This window comes from Streptomyces sp. YPW6 (assembly GCF_018866325.1).
In the GTDB taxonomy this organism is placed as follows: Bacteria; Actinomycetota; Actinomycetes; order Streptomycetales; family Streptomycetaceae; genus Streptomyces.
Genome location: NZ_CP076457.1, coordinates 1,095,924 through 1,110,809, shown reverse-complemented (window position 1 = coordinate 1,110,809; position 14,886 = coordinate 1,095,924). Strand labels below are relative to the sequence as shown.

Genomic DNA, 14,886 nt, shown 5'->3' with positions numbered 1-14,886 from the left:
ACCGGGAACCCGCGCTGTGACCCGGCCGCCGGGGACCCGGGCTCCGGCAAGGGCGCCGGATTTCCGTGCCGTGACGCGGCGTACCGGAAACAGCGGCCGGCCGGAAGGCTTGGGCCGACGGGCCGACGGGCCGACGGGCCGACGGGCCGGAGGTTCCGGGTCAGCCCCAGAGCACCGCGCCCAGCCAGGCGCCCGCCACCAGCAGGCAGCAGAACAGTTCCACCAGCACCGCGTAGCCCGTCGCCCGCATCACCGAGCGCACCGACGTCCAGGCCGCGCCCCGGCTGCCCAGGCGCAGCCGCTCCGTCCCGAAGATGGCCCCCACGTACCCCAGGACCCCGCCCACCACGGGCACCACGAAGAATCCGGCGATCCCCGCGATCCCGCCGATCATCAGGGTCCGCCGCGGCGCCCCCGACTCACCCGGGCGGCGCGGCGGCAGCAGCGGTTTGAGCGCCTGGTTCAGCAGCATCAGCCCCGTCGCGCCGATCAGGACGCCCCAGGCGGCCGGCGTCATGTCCGTCAGTGCCCACCACAGCACCGCCGCCCAGACGATCGCCTGCCCCGGCACCCCCGGCAGCAGGACGCCGACCAGACCCAGCAGCATGACCAGGCCCACGGCGACGAGCTGCCACACACTCATCTGACCAGCGTGCCGGAGAGTGCCCGGCTCCGCCCGTCAGCGCACCCCGGCCACCTGCGGCGATGAGGCGGCGGACGGCCGGCGGCGGGCCACCCGTACCGGGCCCAGGACCTCAGCCCCGGGACCCGGCACGGGAGACCCAGCCACGCTCGTAGGCATGCCAGCCCAGCTGGAGCCTGGTCGAGACGCCGGTCAGCTCCATCAGGCCCTTGACCCGGCGCTGCACGGTCCGCAGCCCGAGATCCAGCTGCTTGGCCACACTGGCGTCGGTCAGCCCCGCCAGCAGCAGGGACAGGATCTCCAGATCCGCCGGATCCGGTCCGGTGGTGTCCTCGCGGACCCCGCCGCCCTCGCCGATGCGCAGCGGCATGGCATCGCGCCACACCGCCTCGAACAGCCCCATCAGCGACTCCAGCAGCCCGCTGGCGTGCACGACCAGGGCCGCGGGCTCCTCGCCCCGCCCGGTCAGCGGGACCATCGCGAGGCTCCCGTCGGCCACCACCAGCTTCGTCGGAACCCGGTCCACCACCCGGCACTGCTCGTCCCGGCTCAGCGCCGCCGACAGCTCCAGGATCCCGTACGGCGTCGACAGCACCTCGCGTTCGACCACCACCCGGTAGCTCACCCCGCGCGAGGCCGCGCGCTCCTCCGACTCGTTCTCCATCCCGGTCACCGCGACCGGCTTCCCCGTCACCAGGGCGCACACCTCGGACACCGCGCCCAGCTGCAACTGGTGGAAACGCTGGGTGACGGCGCTCGCCCCCGTCACCACCTCCACCAGATCGTGCACCGCCGGTTCGCTCGCCTCGGCCCGGTACTCCTCGGCGAGCAGCGCGGACGCCAGCTCCGCCTGCTCCAGCTCGTGCCGCTGCTGGATCAGCAGGGCGCCGAGCGCCACCCCGGGCGGCGCCGCCACCCAGCGGCCGGGCCGGGCCGAGGACTGGGCGGCGAGACCCTGCTGCTCCAGTCGCCGCAGTACGCGTTCGGCATCCGGCTCCGGAAGCGCCAGCCGGTGCGCGAGATCGGTGAGCTCCGCGGCTCCCGCCGCGACGAGCGCACGGTACGCGGTCTCCTGTCTCTCGTCGAGACCAATGGCCCCCAGCATTCTCCGACCTCCCCGGACGTGGCTGTTCGCGCATCGCGGCGCCCCTGCGCGGGCCCCGCGTGGCGGGAAAGGGCCACGGCGTAAACCCGCCGCCCACATCATCCCCCGTACCCCTGGCCCCTCTGCCAGTGTGGCGCCACCGCAGCACCAACAACCTCCGGGACAAGCCCCCTTGGGCTGTTTCGTTCCGGAATGACCTGGGGAGAGCGATGCGCCCGATATCGCGTACGGCACTGGGAGCGGCGACCGCCGCCGTGCTCGCCGCCACCGTGATCGCGCCGTCGGTGGCCGCGCCACCGGACGGGCGAGACGCGAGCAGACCGATCACCGGGAGCGCGGCCGTCGCCGCCGAGGCGCCGAAGCCCGTCACGCTGACGCTCGTCACCGGCGACCGGGTGCTGGTGACCACGGACGCCTCGGGCACGCCCGCCGCCGCCGCCCTGCCCCGCGCGGACGGCGCCGTGCCCCTCCTCCAGACCCGGCGGTCCGGCCCGGACCTGTACGTCTACCCCGAGTCCGCCGTGTCCGCGCTCGCCGCCGGCACCGTGGACGAGGAACTGTTCAACGTCACCGGGCTGATCCGTCAGGGGTACGACGACAGCCGCACCGACTCCGTCCCGCTGATCGCCACCTACACCGGCGACACCGCCCGCCGCACCCTCGTCACCCCGCGCGGGGCCGAGCGCGGAGCGGCCCTCGACAGCATCGGCGGACTCGCGCTCAAGGCCGACAAGAAGCACGCCGCCGACTTCTGGGCCGACCTCACGGCACCCCGCTCCCGTGCGGGCTCCGGCATCGAGAAGCTCTGGCTGGACCGCAAGGTTCAGGCCAGTCTCGACCAGTCGGCCCATCAGGTCGGCGCGGACCGCGCCTGGGCCGCCGGCTATGACGGCACCGGCACCACGGTGGCCGTCCTGGACACCGGGGCGGACGCCGGACACCCCGACCTCGAGGGCCGGATCACCGCATCGGAGAACTTCACCGACTCCGCCGACACCGACGACCGCCAGGGTCACGGCACCCACGTCGCCTCCACCGTGGGCGGCTCCGGCGCGGCGAGTGACGGGAGGAACAAGGGTGTCGCCCCCGGCACCGGCCTGATGGTCGGCAAGGTCCTCAACGACAGCGGCTCCGGCGCCGCCTCCTGGATCATCGCGGGCATGCAGTGGGCCGTCGACCACCGGGCCGACGTCGTCTCCATGAGCCTCGGCAGCGCCGAACCCACCGACTGCACCGACCCGATGAGCATGGCCGCCGCCGAACTCGGCAAGAGCAAGGACACCTTGTTCGTGGTCGCCGCCGGAAACCTCGGCCCGTCCCTCAACTCCGTCTCCTCGCCCGGCTGCGCCCCCGGCGTCCTGACCGTGGGCGCGGTGGACCGCGACGACTCCACCGCGGACTTCTCCAGCCGGGGCCCCGCGACCGTCTCGCACACCCTCAAGCCCGAGATCGCCGCGCCCGGCGTCGGTATCTCCGCCGCGGCCGCCGGTGGCCGCGGCTCACAGGCGTACCGCTCCATGTCCGGTACGTCGATGGCGGCCCCGCATGTCGCGGGCGCGGCAGCGGTGGTGAAGCAGCGTCACCCCGACTGGACCGCCCAGCAGATCAAGGCGGCCCTGGTCTCGTCGGCGGACAGCGCCGTCCCCGGTGACGTACGCGAGACCGGAGGCGGCCGTCTCGACGTCGACCGGGCCGTCCGTACGCCCGTGACCGGCGCCCCCGCCGTGCAGGGCGGCAGCTTCAACTGGCCGCAGGACAGGAGTGACCGCACCACCGTCGCCGTGCCCTACACGAACACCGGCACAAAGCCGGTCGAGCTGTCGCTGAAGGTCGCCGGTGTCACCGGCAACGACGGCTCTCCCGTCCGCTCCAGGATCGCCTCGCCGGGCCGCACGTCCGTCACCGTGCCGGCCGGGGAGACCGTCGAGGTGCCGCTCACCCTCGACCCCGCCGCCCGGCTGACCGCCGCCCAGTACGGCGACGTCACCGGCCGCGTCCTCGCCACGGCCACCGGGGGAGTCACGGTCTCCACCCCGTTCTCCCTGTACGTGGCACCGGAGACCGTCACCCTGCGCGTCAAGCTCGTCGACCGCACCGGCAAGCCCGCCGACGGCGTCTCCTCCCTCGATCTGATCGGCACCGACACCGCCTCCGGTGAACGCCGCTTCAACGAGGGCGCCACCGATCAGACCTTCCAGGTCCGGCCCGGCGCGTACTTCGTCTCCAGCTTCATCGCGACGCCCGACACCACGGACCCGACGGGTCAACTCGTCGGTTCCGTCGGCTACCTGGCCCGCCCCCAGCTGAACGTCACCCGGGACACCACCCTCGTCCTCGACGCCCGCGAGGCCCACCGCCTGAAGGTCCGCACCGAGGACCGGGCCGCCGAGACACGCGGCGCGACCCTCGCGTTCGGGCGCTCCTGGGACGACACCTGGCTGCACTCCGGATCGATCTCCGGCACCGGGATCATCAAGGACTACCTGGTCGACGTCCAGGGCAGGGCCCGCGACGGGGACTTCGAGTTCGCCTCGTTCTGGCGGGCGTACGCCCCGCAGATCCGGAAGTTCTCCGTGACCGGCGGAGCCGCCCTGCACCCCCGGCCCGCCACCACGGGCTCGGTCAACCTGGACGGCACCGGCCGCGCCGAGGTCGTCGACGCCGGAGCGGGCGGCGCCGCCGACCTGGAGGCCGCCGGAGCGAGGGGCCGGATCGCCCTCGTGGAGGTCGGTGACGACGCCCCGAACGTCCTGGCCCAGGCTCGGGCCGCCGAGGCCGCAGGGGCGAAGGCACTCCTCGTGCACCGCCCGTCGTCCGGCGACTGGCAGCCGGGCCTCGGCTTCGGGGCCGCGCCCCTGCCGGTCCTCGGCCTGCGCGCCGACGAGGCCGCCGTGCTGAGGACGGCCCTCGGCACGGGGAAGACGGAGGTCTCCTGGGCCGCCACGGCCGTCAGCCCGTTCGTCTACAACCTCGCGTTCCCGGAGAAGGGGCAGATCACCTCCGGCCGCACCTACAAGGTCCGGGACAAGAAGCTCGGCTCGGTCGTCTCCACCCATGAATCGATGGGCGTGGCCACCGACTTCGTCGACACGCTGCTCGTCTCCCGCCCCTACGGCGCGACCTACAGCGCCTCCTCCCTCGCCCTCGTCGCCGCCCCCGGCAAGCGCACCGAGTACTACACGGCCGGGGACACGGTCTGGCAGAAGACGCTCTCCTCCAGCTTCCCGTGGGGCGAGCTGATGACCGGCGACGCCCGTACGTACCGGGCGGGCCGGGCCACGACGGAGGAGTGGTACCGGGGCCTGCTGGTCCCCGGCGCCCCGCGCGACGCGAACGGCGCGCAGGCGCTCGCCGGCGAACGGCAGGGCAATCTCATCGGCGTCGCCCCCGCCTTCATGACCGACACCGAACACGTGGGCCGGCAGGGATCGTTCGGCGACATCGGCGGCATGCGGCTCGAACGTGACGGCGACCTCGTCGGCGAGAGCGGCTATCCGTTCGGCGTGTTCACCGTGCCCGCCGAGGACGCCGCGTACGAACTCACCCTGACGACCACGAAGATCGGCTCGCCCGCGACGGTCTGGAAGCGTTCCACGCGGACGGAGACCACGTGGGGCTTCCGCTCCGAACGGAAGCCGGACGTGGCGTCGCAGGGGCTGCCGCTGCTCTTCCCGCGCTACGACGTGCCCACCGACGGCATGAAGACGGTGCCCGCGAAGAACGGTCGGCGGATCGGCCTCGCCGTGACCGGGCACGCCGGGTACACCCCCGGTGAACTCACCGGTGTGAAGGTCTCGTTCAGCTACGACGGCGGCTCTACCTGGCACGCGGCCACCACCGGGCGGCGGGGCGGCCGCTGGACGGCGACCGTCGACCACGCGGACGCGGCCGGCCAGTCCGTCACCCTGCGGACGGAACTCACCGACGCGAACGGCACCTCCGTCGTCCAGACCGTCAACGACGCGTATGCCGTGCGCTGAGGAGCGGGCACAGCGAGCCGCCGAACCGAAGACCGGCTGAGCATATGACCGGCTGAAACGCCGAGATGCCGATCGTTGGGACCGGTCCGCCGGGCGTCCTTCCCGTGGGGGGTGGGGCCGCCCGGCGGACCCTGTTTACGGGCCACTTTTTCCCGATGCCCCGTTTTCGGGCCGCCTTCGCGGTGGACAATAGGGGCATGAGTCAGCAGGGGGAGAAGCCCGCCGCCCATGAGGACGACTGGTGGCGCAAGCTGTACGACGAGTCCGCGCCGGACACCGGTCCCAGCCGCGCGGCCGACAGTCTCGACGACCGCTTCGACTCCGTGTCGGACACGGTGAGCAGGCCGCCGGACGACCACCGGGCCGCCGCGCCCGAGACCGCGCCGGAGCCGTCAGAGGGCCCCGACCCGGACGCGTACGAGGACCCGTACACGGACCCGTTCGCGGACCGCTACGAGGCGCCCGACGCAGAAGGCGTCGACGCGGAAGGCCACGAAGACCCGCACGCCGTCGGTGGCCCGCACGGGGGCGGTGCCCCGGCCCCGGCCGTCCTCGCGGCTGCGGCTGAGGTTCCTGCCCCTGCTCCGCCGTCGGCTTCGACGGTGGCCACCGGCTCCGCCCCGACAGAGGCTCCGGCCCCGACAGAGGCCGCGCCCCCGCGGTCTGCCCCGCCCCCGCGGTCTGCCCCGCCCCCGCCGTCCGCTCCCGCTCCGGGGCCGGCTCCCGCCCAGCGGTCGGCCACCGCCCCTTGCCCGCCCCGCCGTCCGTTCCGCCCCGGTCCCCGCGGCCCCGCCCGTTCCGTCCGCGAGCCCCGCCCCGGCCCCCGGGCTCTCTCCGGACCCGCGTGTCACGCCTCCGCCCTCGCCACCCCGCACCGACGTCTTCCCCGCGCCCTGGGAGGCGCCCGGCGGGCAGGCGGGGCCTCGGACCTTCGCCGCGCCGCGTGCGCCGGCCGCGCCCGAGTCCGGCAGGCCTCCCGGAGCCGGTCCCGCGGCCGACCCCGGTGCGCTGCACGAACCACCACCGGATCCCGCGGCCGCCGGGGTGCGGCCCGCCGTCGGGCACCTGGGGGACCGGCCGCCCACCTACGACGCCGAGCCCGCCGCCCTGCCGTCCGCCACCTCGGAGAATCTGGACGGTCTCGTCCCCGACACCGTTCTGGACGGCGCGCGCTACGGGACGTACACCCTGCGCACCGCCTCCGTCCGCGGCGACTCCGCCCGGTTCCGCGGTGAGCCCCGGCGCGACGGGCTGCTCACCGCCCGCTTCGGGGCCGCCGAGAGCGCCCTCGTGCTGGTCGCCGTGGCAGGCGGCCGACGGGACGGCGAGGCGGCCCACCTCGCCGCCGCCGACGCCTGTCGCTGGATCGGCGGGGCCGTCGCCCGCAGCCATCTGCGGCTCTCCGAGGACATAAGAGCGGGGCGCCGGGACGACCTGAAGTCCGGGCTGCACCGGCTCATCGACCGTACGTACGGCAAGCTGCGCGCCCGCGCCGCCGAACTCGGCGTCGAGCCCGACGCGTACACCGCCAACCTCCGCTGCCTCCTGCTCCCCGCCGACCCCGAGTGCCGCACCCGGGTCTTCTTCGGCGTCGGCAGCGGCGGCCTGTTCCGGCTCCGCGACGGGCTCTGGCAGGACCTGGAGCCCGTCGCCCCGCAGGACCCGGCCGTCCGTCCGGGCGACGAGCCGGAGGCCGGACCGGACGGGGACCGGCTGACCATGGACCTCCAGATCACCGGGCCGGTGTCCCCGGACGCCGAGGGGCCCCCGCAGCCGCCCGGCCGGCCCTTCGGGTTCCGGGCCTCCGTGGCCCGCCCCGGCGACACGCTGATGCTGTGCAGCAACGGACTGGCCGAGCCCATGCGCGGCGAGCCGGCGCTCCCCGGCGAGCTCGCCGGGCGCTGGGGGACCGAGGGGCCGCCCGGACTGCCCGCCTTCCTCGCCGACACCCAGCTCCGGATCAAGGGATACGCCGACGACCGCACCTGCGCCGCCGTCTGGGAGGCGTAACCGCGCGCCCCGTGGGTTGATGGATTCCGGAGCCCGGCGGAAGCGTGTTTCGCCGCTCCGGTCCCCGGACAACCGAAGTGCACGGAGCACGGGCAAGGAAGGGCGCGCACCCATGGCCAAGCAGAACGTGGCGGAGCAGTTCGTCGACATCCTCGCCAGGGCGGGCGTCAAGCGTCTGTACGGCGTCGTCGGCGACAGCCTGAACCCCGTCGTGGACGCCATCCGGCGTAACTCGGCCATTGACTGGATCCATGTCCGGCACGAGGAGACCGCCGCCTTCGCCGCCGGAGCCGAAGCGCAGGTCACCGGCTCGCTCGCGGCCTGCGCGGGCTCCTGCGGGCCGGGCAATCTGCACCTGATCAACGGTCTGTACGACGCGCACCGCTCCATGGCCCCGGTGCTGGCCCTCGCCTCGCACATCCCCTCCGGGGAGATCGGCCTCGGCTACTTCCAGGAGACCCACCCCGAGCTGCTGTTCCAGGAGTGCAGCCACTACAACGAGATGATCTCCAACCCGGAGCAGATGCCCCGGCTGCTCCAGACGGCGATCCAGCACGCCATCGGCCGGGGCGGGGTCAGCGTCGTCGCCATGCCGGGGGACATCGCCTCCAAGCCCGCCCCCGAGAAGAGCATCGAACACGCCCTGGTCACCGAGCGGCCCACCGTCCGGCCAGGCGACGACGAGATCGACAAGCTCTGCCGCATGGTGGACGAGGCCAAACGGGTGACGCTGTTCTGCGGCAGCGGCACGGCCGGGGCGCACGCCGAGGTCATGGAGTTCGCCGAGAAGATCAAGTCCCCCGTCGGGCACGCGCTGCGCGGCAAGGAGTGGATCCAGTACGACAATCCGTACGACGTCGGGATGAGCGGGCTGCTCGGCTACGGCGCCGCGTACGAGGCGACCCACGAGTGCGACCTCCTCGTCCTGCTCGGCACCGACTTCCCGTACAACGCCTTCCTCCCGGACGACGTGAAGATCGTCCAGGTCGACGTGCGTCCCGAACACCTCGGCCGCCGCTCCAAGCTCGACCTCGCTGTCTGGGGCGATGTGCGCGAGACGCTGCGCTGTCTGACCCCCCGGGTGAAGCCCAAGGCCGACCGCAGGTTCCTCGACCGGATGCTGAAGAAGCATGCCAACGCCCTGGAGGGCGTGGTCAAGGCCTACACCCGCAAGGTCGAGAAGCACGTCCCGATCCACCCCGAGTACGTCGCCTCCGTGCTGGACGAGATGGCCGACGAGGACGCCGTGTTCACCGTCGACACCGGGATGAACAATGTCTGGGCCGCCCGCTACCTCACGCCCAACGGCAAGCGGCGGGTGATCGGTTCGTTCAGTCACGGCTCCATGGCCAACGCCCTGCCGCAGGCGATCGGCGCCCAGTTCACCGACCGGGACCGGCAGGTCGTCGCGATGTCCGGCGACGGCGGATTCTCCATGCTGATGGGCGACTTCCTCACCCTGGTCCAGTACGACCTGCCGGTGAAGGTCGTGCTGTTCAACAACTCATCGCTCGGCATGGTCGAGTTGGAGATGCTGGTGGCGGGGCTGCCGTCCTACGGGACCACCAACAAGAACCCCGACTTCGCCGCCATCGCCCGTGCGGCCGGCGCCTTCGGCGTACGCGTGGAGAAGCCCAAGCAACTCCAGTCCGCGCTCAAGGACGCGTTCAAGCACAAGGGCCCCGCGCTCGTCGACGTGGTCACCGACCCGAACGCGCTCTCCATTCCGCCGAAGATCAGCGCCGAGATGGTCACCGGCTTCGCGCTCTCCGCCAGCAAGATCGTGCTGGACGGCGGAGTGGGCCGGATGCTCCAGATGGCCCGCTCCAACCTGCGCAACGTGCCGCGCCCCTGACCGTCTCCGCGCCGGGCCCCGTCACGCCGGCGTCAGCCGCACCGTCAGGATCTGGAACGGCCGCAGGTCGAGGACGATCCCGTTCTCCTCCGTCACCGCCGGGTGCAGCGGCCGTTCCAGCAGATCGGTGATCCGGGCCGCCGCGACCGGGAACGCCGCCGTCAGCCAGGTCCGCGCCCGGCCGCCCGCCGACTCGTAGAGCCGTACGACCACGTCCCCGCTCCGGTCCTCGGCGAGCTTGACCGACCCGACCGTCACCCCCGGATGCCCCGTCGACACCAGCGCGGGCACCACCGGAGCCACCGCCGCCCGCAGCGGGAGGTTCAGCGCCAGGCCCTCCCGCACGGCGTCCGTCACCTCCGCGCCGGGCGCGAGCGCGTACCGGAAGCGGTGCACGCCCAGATCCGTGTGCGGATCCGGGCTGCGCGGAGCCCGCAGCAGCGTCAGCCGTACGGTCGTGCCGAGGCCGTCCGGATGCGGGGTGCGGGTCACATCGTGGCCGTACGTCGAGTCGTTGAGCAGCGCGACCCCGTAGCCCGGCTCGGCGACCCGGAGCCAGCGGTGGGCGCAGATCTCGAAACGGGCCGCGTCCCAGGACGTGTTGTCGTGGGTCGCCCGGTGGACATGCCCGAACTGGATTTCGGCGGTGGACCGTTCGGCGTGCACATCGAGCGGGAAGGCGGCCTTGAGGACCTTCTCCGACTCCTGCCAGTCCACCTCCGTGTCGATGTCGAGCAGGCGGGCCCCCGCCGCGAGCCGCACCTCCTGCACGACGGTCGACCTCCCGAACGAGCGCACCACCCGCACGGCCGCCCGCAGCGGCCCCTCCTCCACCAGGGACACCGAGTCGGCGCCGATGAGGTCGGTGCGGGTGTTCCGGTAGTGCCGGTCGATGTCCCACGCGTCCCAGTGGTTGGGGTGGTCCGGGTGCAGCTGGAGGAGGTTGGCACGGGCGCCGGGCACCAGCACCTCGCGGCCGGCGACCAGGTCGCGGGCCGACGAGACCAGCCCGTCGCCGTCCACCACCACCCGCAGCAGCCCGTTGTCCAGGACGACGCCCCCACGCCCCGGTGACGCCTCGGCCGTCACCGGGTGCCGGGGGACCGCCGCCCCGTCCAGCAGGCCCGCCCCGAGCCCCGGACTCCGCGCCAGCACCGCCGCCCGGCCCTCGCCCAGCTCCTGTACGTGCGCCCCCGACGGCAGCACCCCGGCCGCCTGCGCATCCAGCTCGATCACCTGGACACGGTCGTACGGCGAGGAGTTGAGCGCCACCATGCCCTCGGCCGCGCCCAGCGAGGTGACCGCTCCGGCCACCAGGTCCGCCAGCTCGGCGCGCACCTCCTCGTAGGTGTCCCGGGCCTCGCGATGCACCCAGGCGATCGAGGAACCGGGCAGGATGTCGTGGAACTGGTGCAGCAGCACCGTCTTCCACACCCGGTCGAGCCGGTCGAAGGGATAGGCGTACGCGGGGGAGTGCAGCGCGGCCGCCGTCGCCCACAACTCGGCCTCACGCAGCAGATGTTCGCTGCGGCGATTGCCCTGCTTGGTCTTCGCCTGCGTGGTGTACGTGGCCCGGTGCAGCTCCAGGTACAGTTCGCCCGACCAGACGGGCGCTCGCTCCCCGTACTCCTCCTCGGCCGCCGCGAAGAACGCCGAGGGCGCCTCGACCGTCACCCGCGGCGAGCCCTCCAGATCCCGCAGCCGGCGGGCCCGCTCCAGCATCTCGCGGGTCGGCCCGCCCCCGCCGTCGCCCCAGCCGAACGGCACCAGCGAACGTGTCGCCCGGCCCTTCTCCGCGAAGTTCTGCTCCGCGTGCGCCAGTTCGCGGGCGTGGAGCTGGGCGTTGTAGGTGTCGACCGGCGGGAAGTGCGTGAAGACCCGGGTGCCGTCGATGCCCTCCCACCAGAAGGTGTGGTGCGGCATGCTGTTGTGCTGGTTCCACGAGAGCTTCTGGGTGAGGAACCACGTGACCCCCGCCAGTCGGGCCAGTTGGGGGAAGGCGGCGGTGTAGCCGAAGGAGTCCGGCAGCCAGATCTCCTCCGTCTCGACGCCCAGCTCCTTCGCGAAGAACCGCTTCCCGTGGACGAGTTGGCGGGCCAGCGCCTCGCCGCCCGGCAGGTTGGCATCCGACTCCACCCACATCGAGCCGACCGGCGTCCACTGGCCCGCCGCCACCGCCTCCTTGATCCGCTCCCAGACGTGCGGCTGGTGCTCCTTCACCCAGGCGTACTGCTGGGCCTGCGAACAGGCGAAGACCAGCTCCGGGTAGTCCCGCGCGAGGGCGGTGACATTGGCGAACGTCCGGGACGCCTTGCGGACGGTCTCGCGCAGCGGCCAGAGCCACGCCGAGTCGATGTGCGCGTGCCCGGCCGCCGAGATCCGGTGGGCGCTCGCGGACGCGGGCCGCGCCAGCACGCCTGCCAGGGCCGCCCGGCCCGCCGCCGCGGTGCCGGAGACGTCGTGCAGGTCCAGCGCGTCGAGCATCGACTCCAGCGCCCGCAGGATCTCGTGCCGCCGGGAACGGTCGTCGGGCAGCTCGTGCATCAGCTCGGACAGCACCTCGATGTCCAGGACCAGATGCCAGACCTCCTCGTCGAGGACCGCGAGATCGGCGGAGGCGAAGCGGTACGGGGGACGGTCGCCGGACGTCAGCACGTCACCGAGCGGGGTCGGCGCGAAGCCGTGCTCCAGCACCGCCGGGTTGGCGGCCGCCTCCAGCAGCAGATCGACCGGCTCCCCGCCCGCCGCCGGGTGGGCGAGCGTCAGGTGCCGGCTGCGCGGATGAACACCCTTCAGGGGGACGCCCAGATGGTCGTACAGCATCCCCTCGGCCTGGAAGCCCGGTCCCTGGCCGGTGAACCCCGGATCGACGACCACTTCCACCCGGCGCCCGGACCACTCCCCGGGCACCGCTCCCCGCAGCCGGAACCAGCTGGTGGACCAGGGCTTCCCCCACTCCGTACCGGCCGTGAACGGCACGAAGTCCGCCCCGAGGGCCTCCGCCACCGGCACCGGCTCACCCGGCACGTGCCACACGGACAGGGCGAGCGGGGTGCGGGCGGCGTACTGGGCCGGGCGGACGAACTGGTGGAGGGCCCGCTCCAGGCGGCCCTCCACCAGGGCGCGGTCGTCGTGCATCACAGCTCCTCGGGAAGGCGTGGGGTCCCTGGGGGATGTCCTGCCGGTCGGCCGGGTCCGCTGACCGGCCCCGATCGGCGCAGCAGCCCCCTGGTGCGACAGCTCAGGTACCCTTCCCGCCGCATGTGCGGAACACCCCTCGGGAGCGGGCTTCAGCAGTCGAGGCCGACCGGGCCGCAGGAGGCGTGGCGCCCGTACGGGAACGGCCCGGCCCGGTCGGTCACCTCCCCGCACGTCAACCGGGGCTGCGCCCGTGGGGTGATGGCGTGCGCGGGTGGGGTGTTCCGTGCGCCCCTCGCCGCTCCTGACCGTTCACTTATTGATGAGTTCGCGAGCGTGACCGTGTGCGTACAGGGGCATGCATCCCGTGAGGCTGTTCGACGGGCAGCCGGGTCGAAGGAGGTCGGTTCACGGTGCGGGCGGGGGAAATGGCGAAGCGTCAGAAGAGGACCATGGTCGTCGAGGGGCACGTCCCCCGGGGCCGGAGACCGGGTGAGGCACCACAGCCGGCCCGGATGCGCCGAAGAGTGGGGCACGCCGAACGTGCGGCGGTGGGGGAGGTCCGCCGGGAGCTGCGGGAGTTCCTCCGGCACCGAACCGGCCAGGAGCAGACGGATGCGGCGGAGCTGCTGGTGAGCGAGCTGGTGACCAACGCGCTCATCCACACCCGGCACGGGGCCGTGGTCACCGCCACGGCGACAGCCGCCCGGCTGCGCGTGGAGGTACAGGACTTCGCGTCCGAGGACCTGCCCGCGCCGTACGTACCGAACGCCGACGACGGTACGCACGGCAGGGGCCTGATCCTGGTCCGGAGCCTCGCCGACGCCTGGGGCGTGGAGGCACAGGCCCTGGGCAAGATCGTCTGGTTCGAGCTGCACGGCGGACGGCCCTGAGAGGCCCTTCCGCCGTGCACGAGGATCAGCCGAACTGCTGCTCCAGATCCTTCAGTTTCTGTTCCAGCGAGTCGAGCCGGGGGATGGTCTGGGTGTCGTCCTCGGCGGTGAGGTCGACCGTCCGCGGATCATTTCCCTGGCTCGTTCCGTCCAGGCTCTTCGGGCTCGAACCATCGGCCGCCTGCTTCGGGCCGACGGCTTGCAGGGATGGCCGGGGTCGCAAAGGCAACTGACCCGGCTCTGCTATGGCAGGCTCCGCGACGGCCGGCGCCGTGCCGCCCGAGGCCGGAGCCAGGGCGGGCACGTCCACCTGCTGCCCGCCCCGGCCGCGTCCCCAGACCCGGTTCTGCCGGTTCAGGGCCTTGATGCGGGCCCGGTCCAGCTTCGCCTGGTCCCTGCGGCGCAGCCGGTCCTGTTCCTGCTCCTTCCGGTCCTCCCGCACCTCGTCCACCGCCTCGTCCAGGGTGCGGACGCCCTCCAGGAGCATCAGCGACCAGGCGCCGAACGTCTCCCTCGGGGCGCGCAGCCAGCGGACGATCCGGATCTGCGGCAACGGGCGCGGCACGAGGCCCTGTTCGCGGAGCGCCGCTCGGCGCGTCTGCTTCAGCGCGCGGTCGAAGAGCACCGCGGCCGAGAGGGACATGCCCGCGAAGAAGTGCGGGGCGCCCGCGTGGTCCATGCCCCGGGGGGCGTGCACCCAGTTGAACCAGGCGGCGGCCCCGGCGAACGTCCACACCAGCAGGCGGGAGCCGAGCGCCGCGTCTCCGTGGCTCGCCTCCCGTACGGCCAGTACGGAACAGAACATTGCGGCCCCGTCCAGTCCGAACGGGACCAGGTACTCCCAGCCGCCGCTGAGGTTCAGGTTCTGCCGGCCGAAGCCGACGAGCCCGTGGAAGGAGAGCGCGGCGGCGACCGCCGCGCAGCAGAACAGCAGGACGTAACTGGCGGTGGCGTACAGCGCTTCCTTGCGTCTGCGGCGTTCCTCGCTGCGTTCCCAGGAGTCGTCGGCCGCGGCCTTGGCACGCTTACCGCGTGCGACCACCGTCACCGCCGCCATGACCCCCACGAGCAGTACGGCGCCCGGAAGCAGCCAGTCAAGCGATATGTCGGTCAGTCTCATGCGCGGTCCCTTGCGTCACGTAGGGCGTTTCGTGCGCCATCGTGACGGAATTCCCGTCCCGCTCAGGTGGTTTCGGGACAAGAGCACGCCATGGGGGAAGGAGCGGCTATCGATGGGTGGAATCTTCTCGAACTCCCGCCCG

Annotated in this window: 8 protein-coding genes and 1 pseudogene; 4 read left to right on the top strand and 5 right to left on the bottom strand. The window is 73.1% G+C overall.

Annotation, left to right across the window (positions count from 1 at the left end):
- Window positions 1–160 precede the first annotated feature (160 nt).
- Both KME66_RS04875 and KME66_RS04870 read right to left on the bottom strand, forming a co-directional pair.
- Complete coding sequence (locus KME66_RS04875; RefSeq protein WP_216319357.1) at window positions 161–643, bottom strand: DUF456 domain-containing protein; 483 nt, start codon at window positions 641–643, stop codon at window positions 161–163.
- A 112-nt stretch (window positions 644–755) separates the two neighbouring features.
- Window positions 756–1,748, bottom strand: coding sequence for a LuxR family transcriptional regulator (locus tag KME66_RS04870; RefSeq protein ID WP_073221311.1), 993 nt, complete (start codon window positions 1,746–1,748; stop codon window positions 756–758).
- A 209-nt stretch (window positions 1,749–1,957) separates the two neighbouring features.
- Here KME66_RS04870 and KME66_RS04865 point away from each other — a divergent pair, with 209 nt between their 5' ends.
- Window positions 1,958–5,728 carry a S8 family serine peptidase gene (locus KME66_RS04865; protein WP_216319355.1) on the top strand — a complete coding sequence of 1,257 codons (3,771 nt, stop codon included), beginning with the start codon at window positions 1,958–1,960 and terminating at the stop codon, window positions 5,726–5,728.
- A 392-nt stretch (window positions 5,729–6,120) separates the two neighbouring features.
- Here KME66_RS04865 and KME66_RS34525 read toward each other — a convergent pair whose 3' ends face one another.
- Window positions 6,121–6,252, bottom strand: coding sequence for a hypothetical protein (locus KME66_RS34525; RefSeq protein ID WP_367303646.1), 132 nt, complete (start codon window positions 6,250–6,252; stop codon window positions 6,121–6,123).
- Window positions 6,253–6,330: 78 nt separating this feature from the next.
- Between KME66_RS34525 and KME66_RS04860 the strand changes: the two are divergent.
- Together KME66_RS04860 and KME66_RS04855 are read left to right on the top strand one after the other, a co-directional pair.
- Window positions 6,331–7,738: pseudogene (locus KME66_RS04860) on the top strand (protein phosphatase 2C domain-containing protein).
- Window positions 7,739–7,850: 112 nt separating this feature from the next.
- Window positions 7,851–9,593, top strand: a complete 1,743-nt coding sequence (locus tag KME66_RS04855; protein WP_216319353.1) for a pyruvate dehydrogenase — start codon at window positions 7,851–7,853, stop codon at window positions 9,591–9,593.
- A gap of 21 nt (window positions 9,594–9,614) precedes the next feature.
- Here KME66_RS04855 and KME66_RS04850 read toward each other — a convergent pair whose 3' ends face one another.
- A complete protein-coding gene (locus tag KME66_RS04850) occupies window positions 9,615–12,731 on the bottom strand; it encodes a glycoside hydrolase family 38 C-terminal domain-containing protein (RefSeq protein WP_216319349.1) in 3,117 nt (1,038 codons plus the stop codon).
- Between the two features lie 527 nt (window positions 12,732–13,258).
- Between KME66_RS04850 and KME66_RS04845 the strand changes: the two genes are divergently transcribed.
- Window positions 13,259–13,624 (top strand): ATP-binding protein, encoded by a 366-nt coding sequence (locus KME66_RS04845; RefSeq protein WP_073221323.1) that lies wholly within the window; start codon window positions 13,259–13,261, stop codon window positions 13,622–13,624.
- Window positions 13,625–13,649: 25 nt separating this feature from the next.
- Here KME66_RS04845 and KME66_RS04840 read toward each other — a convergent pair whose 3' ends face one another.
- Window positions 13,650–14,744 (bottom strand): DUF2637 domain-containing protein, encoded by a 1,095-nt coding sequence (locus tag KME66_RS04840; protein ID WP_216319346.1) that lies wholly within the window; start codon window positions 14,742–14,744, stop codon window positions 13,650–13,652.
- Window positions 14,745–14,886: the final 142 nt, after the last annotated feature.

What these genes read in the sequence shown, in the direction of transcription:
- KME66_RS04855 (WP_216319353.1), top strand. Translation starts at nt 7,851, where the DNA reads ATGGCCAAGCAGAACGTGGCGGAGCAGTTCGTCGACATCCTCGCCAGG.
- KME66_RS04870 (WP_073221311.1), bottom strand. Translation starts at nt 1,748, where the DNA reads ATGCTGGGGGCCATTGGTCTCGACGAGAGACAGGAGACCGCGTACCGT.
- KME66_RS04850 (WP_216319349.1), bottom strand. Translation starts at nt 12,731, where the DNA reads ATGCACGACGACCGCGCCCTGGTGGAGGGCCGCCTGGAGCGGGCCCTC.
- KME66_RS04875 (WP_216319357.1), bottom strand. Translation starts at nt 643, where the DNA reads ATGAGTGTGTGGCAGCTCGTCGCCGTGGGCCTGGTCATGCTGCTGGGT.
- KME66_RS04840 (WP_216319346.1), bottom strand. Translation starts at nt 14,744, where the DNA reads ATGAGACTGACCGACATATCGCTTGACTGGCTGCTTCCGGGCGCCGTA.
- KME66_RS04865 (WP_216319355.1), top strand. Translation starts at nt 1,958, where the DNA reads ATGCGCCCGATATCGCGTACGGCACTGGGAGCGGCGACCGCCGCCGTG.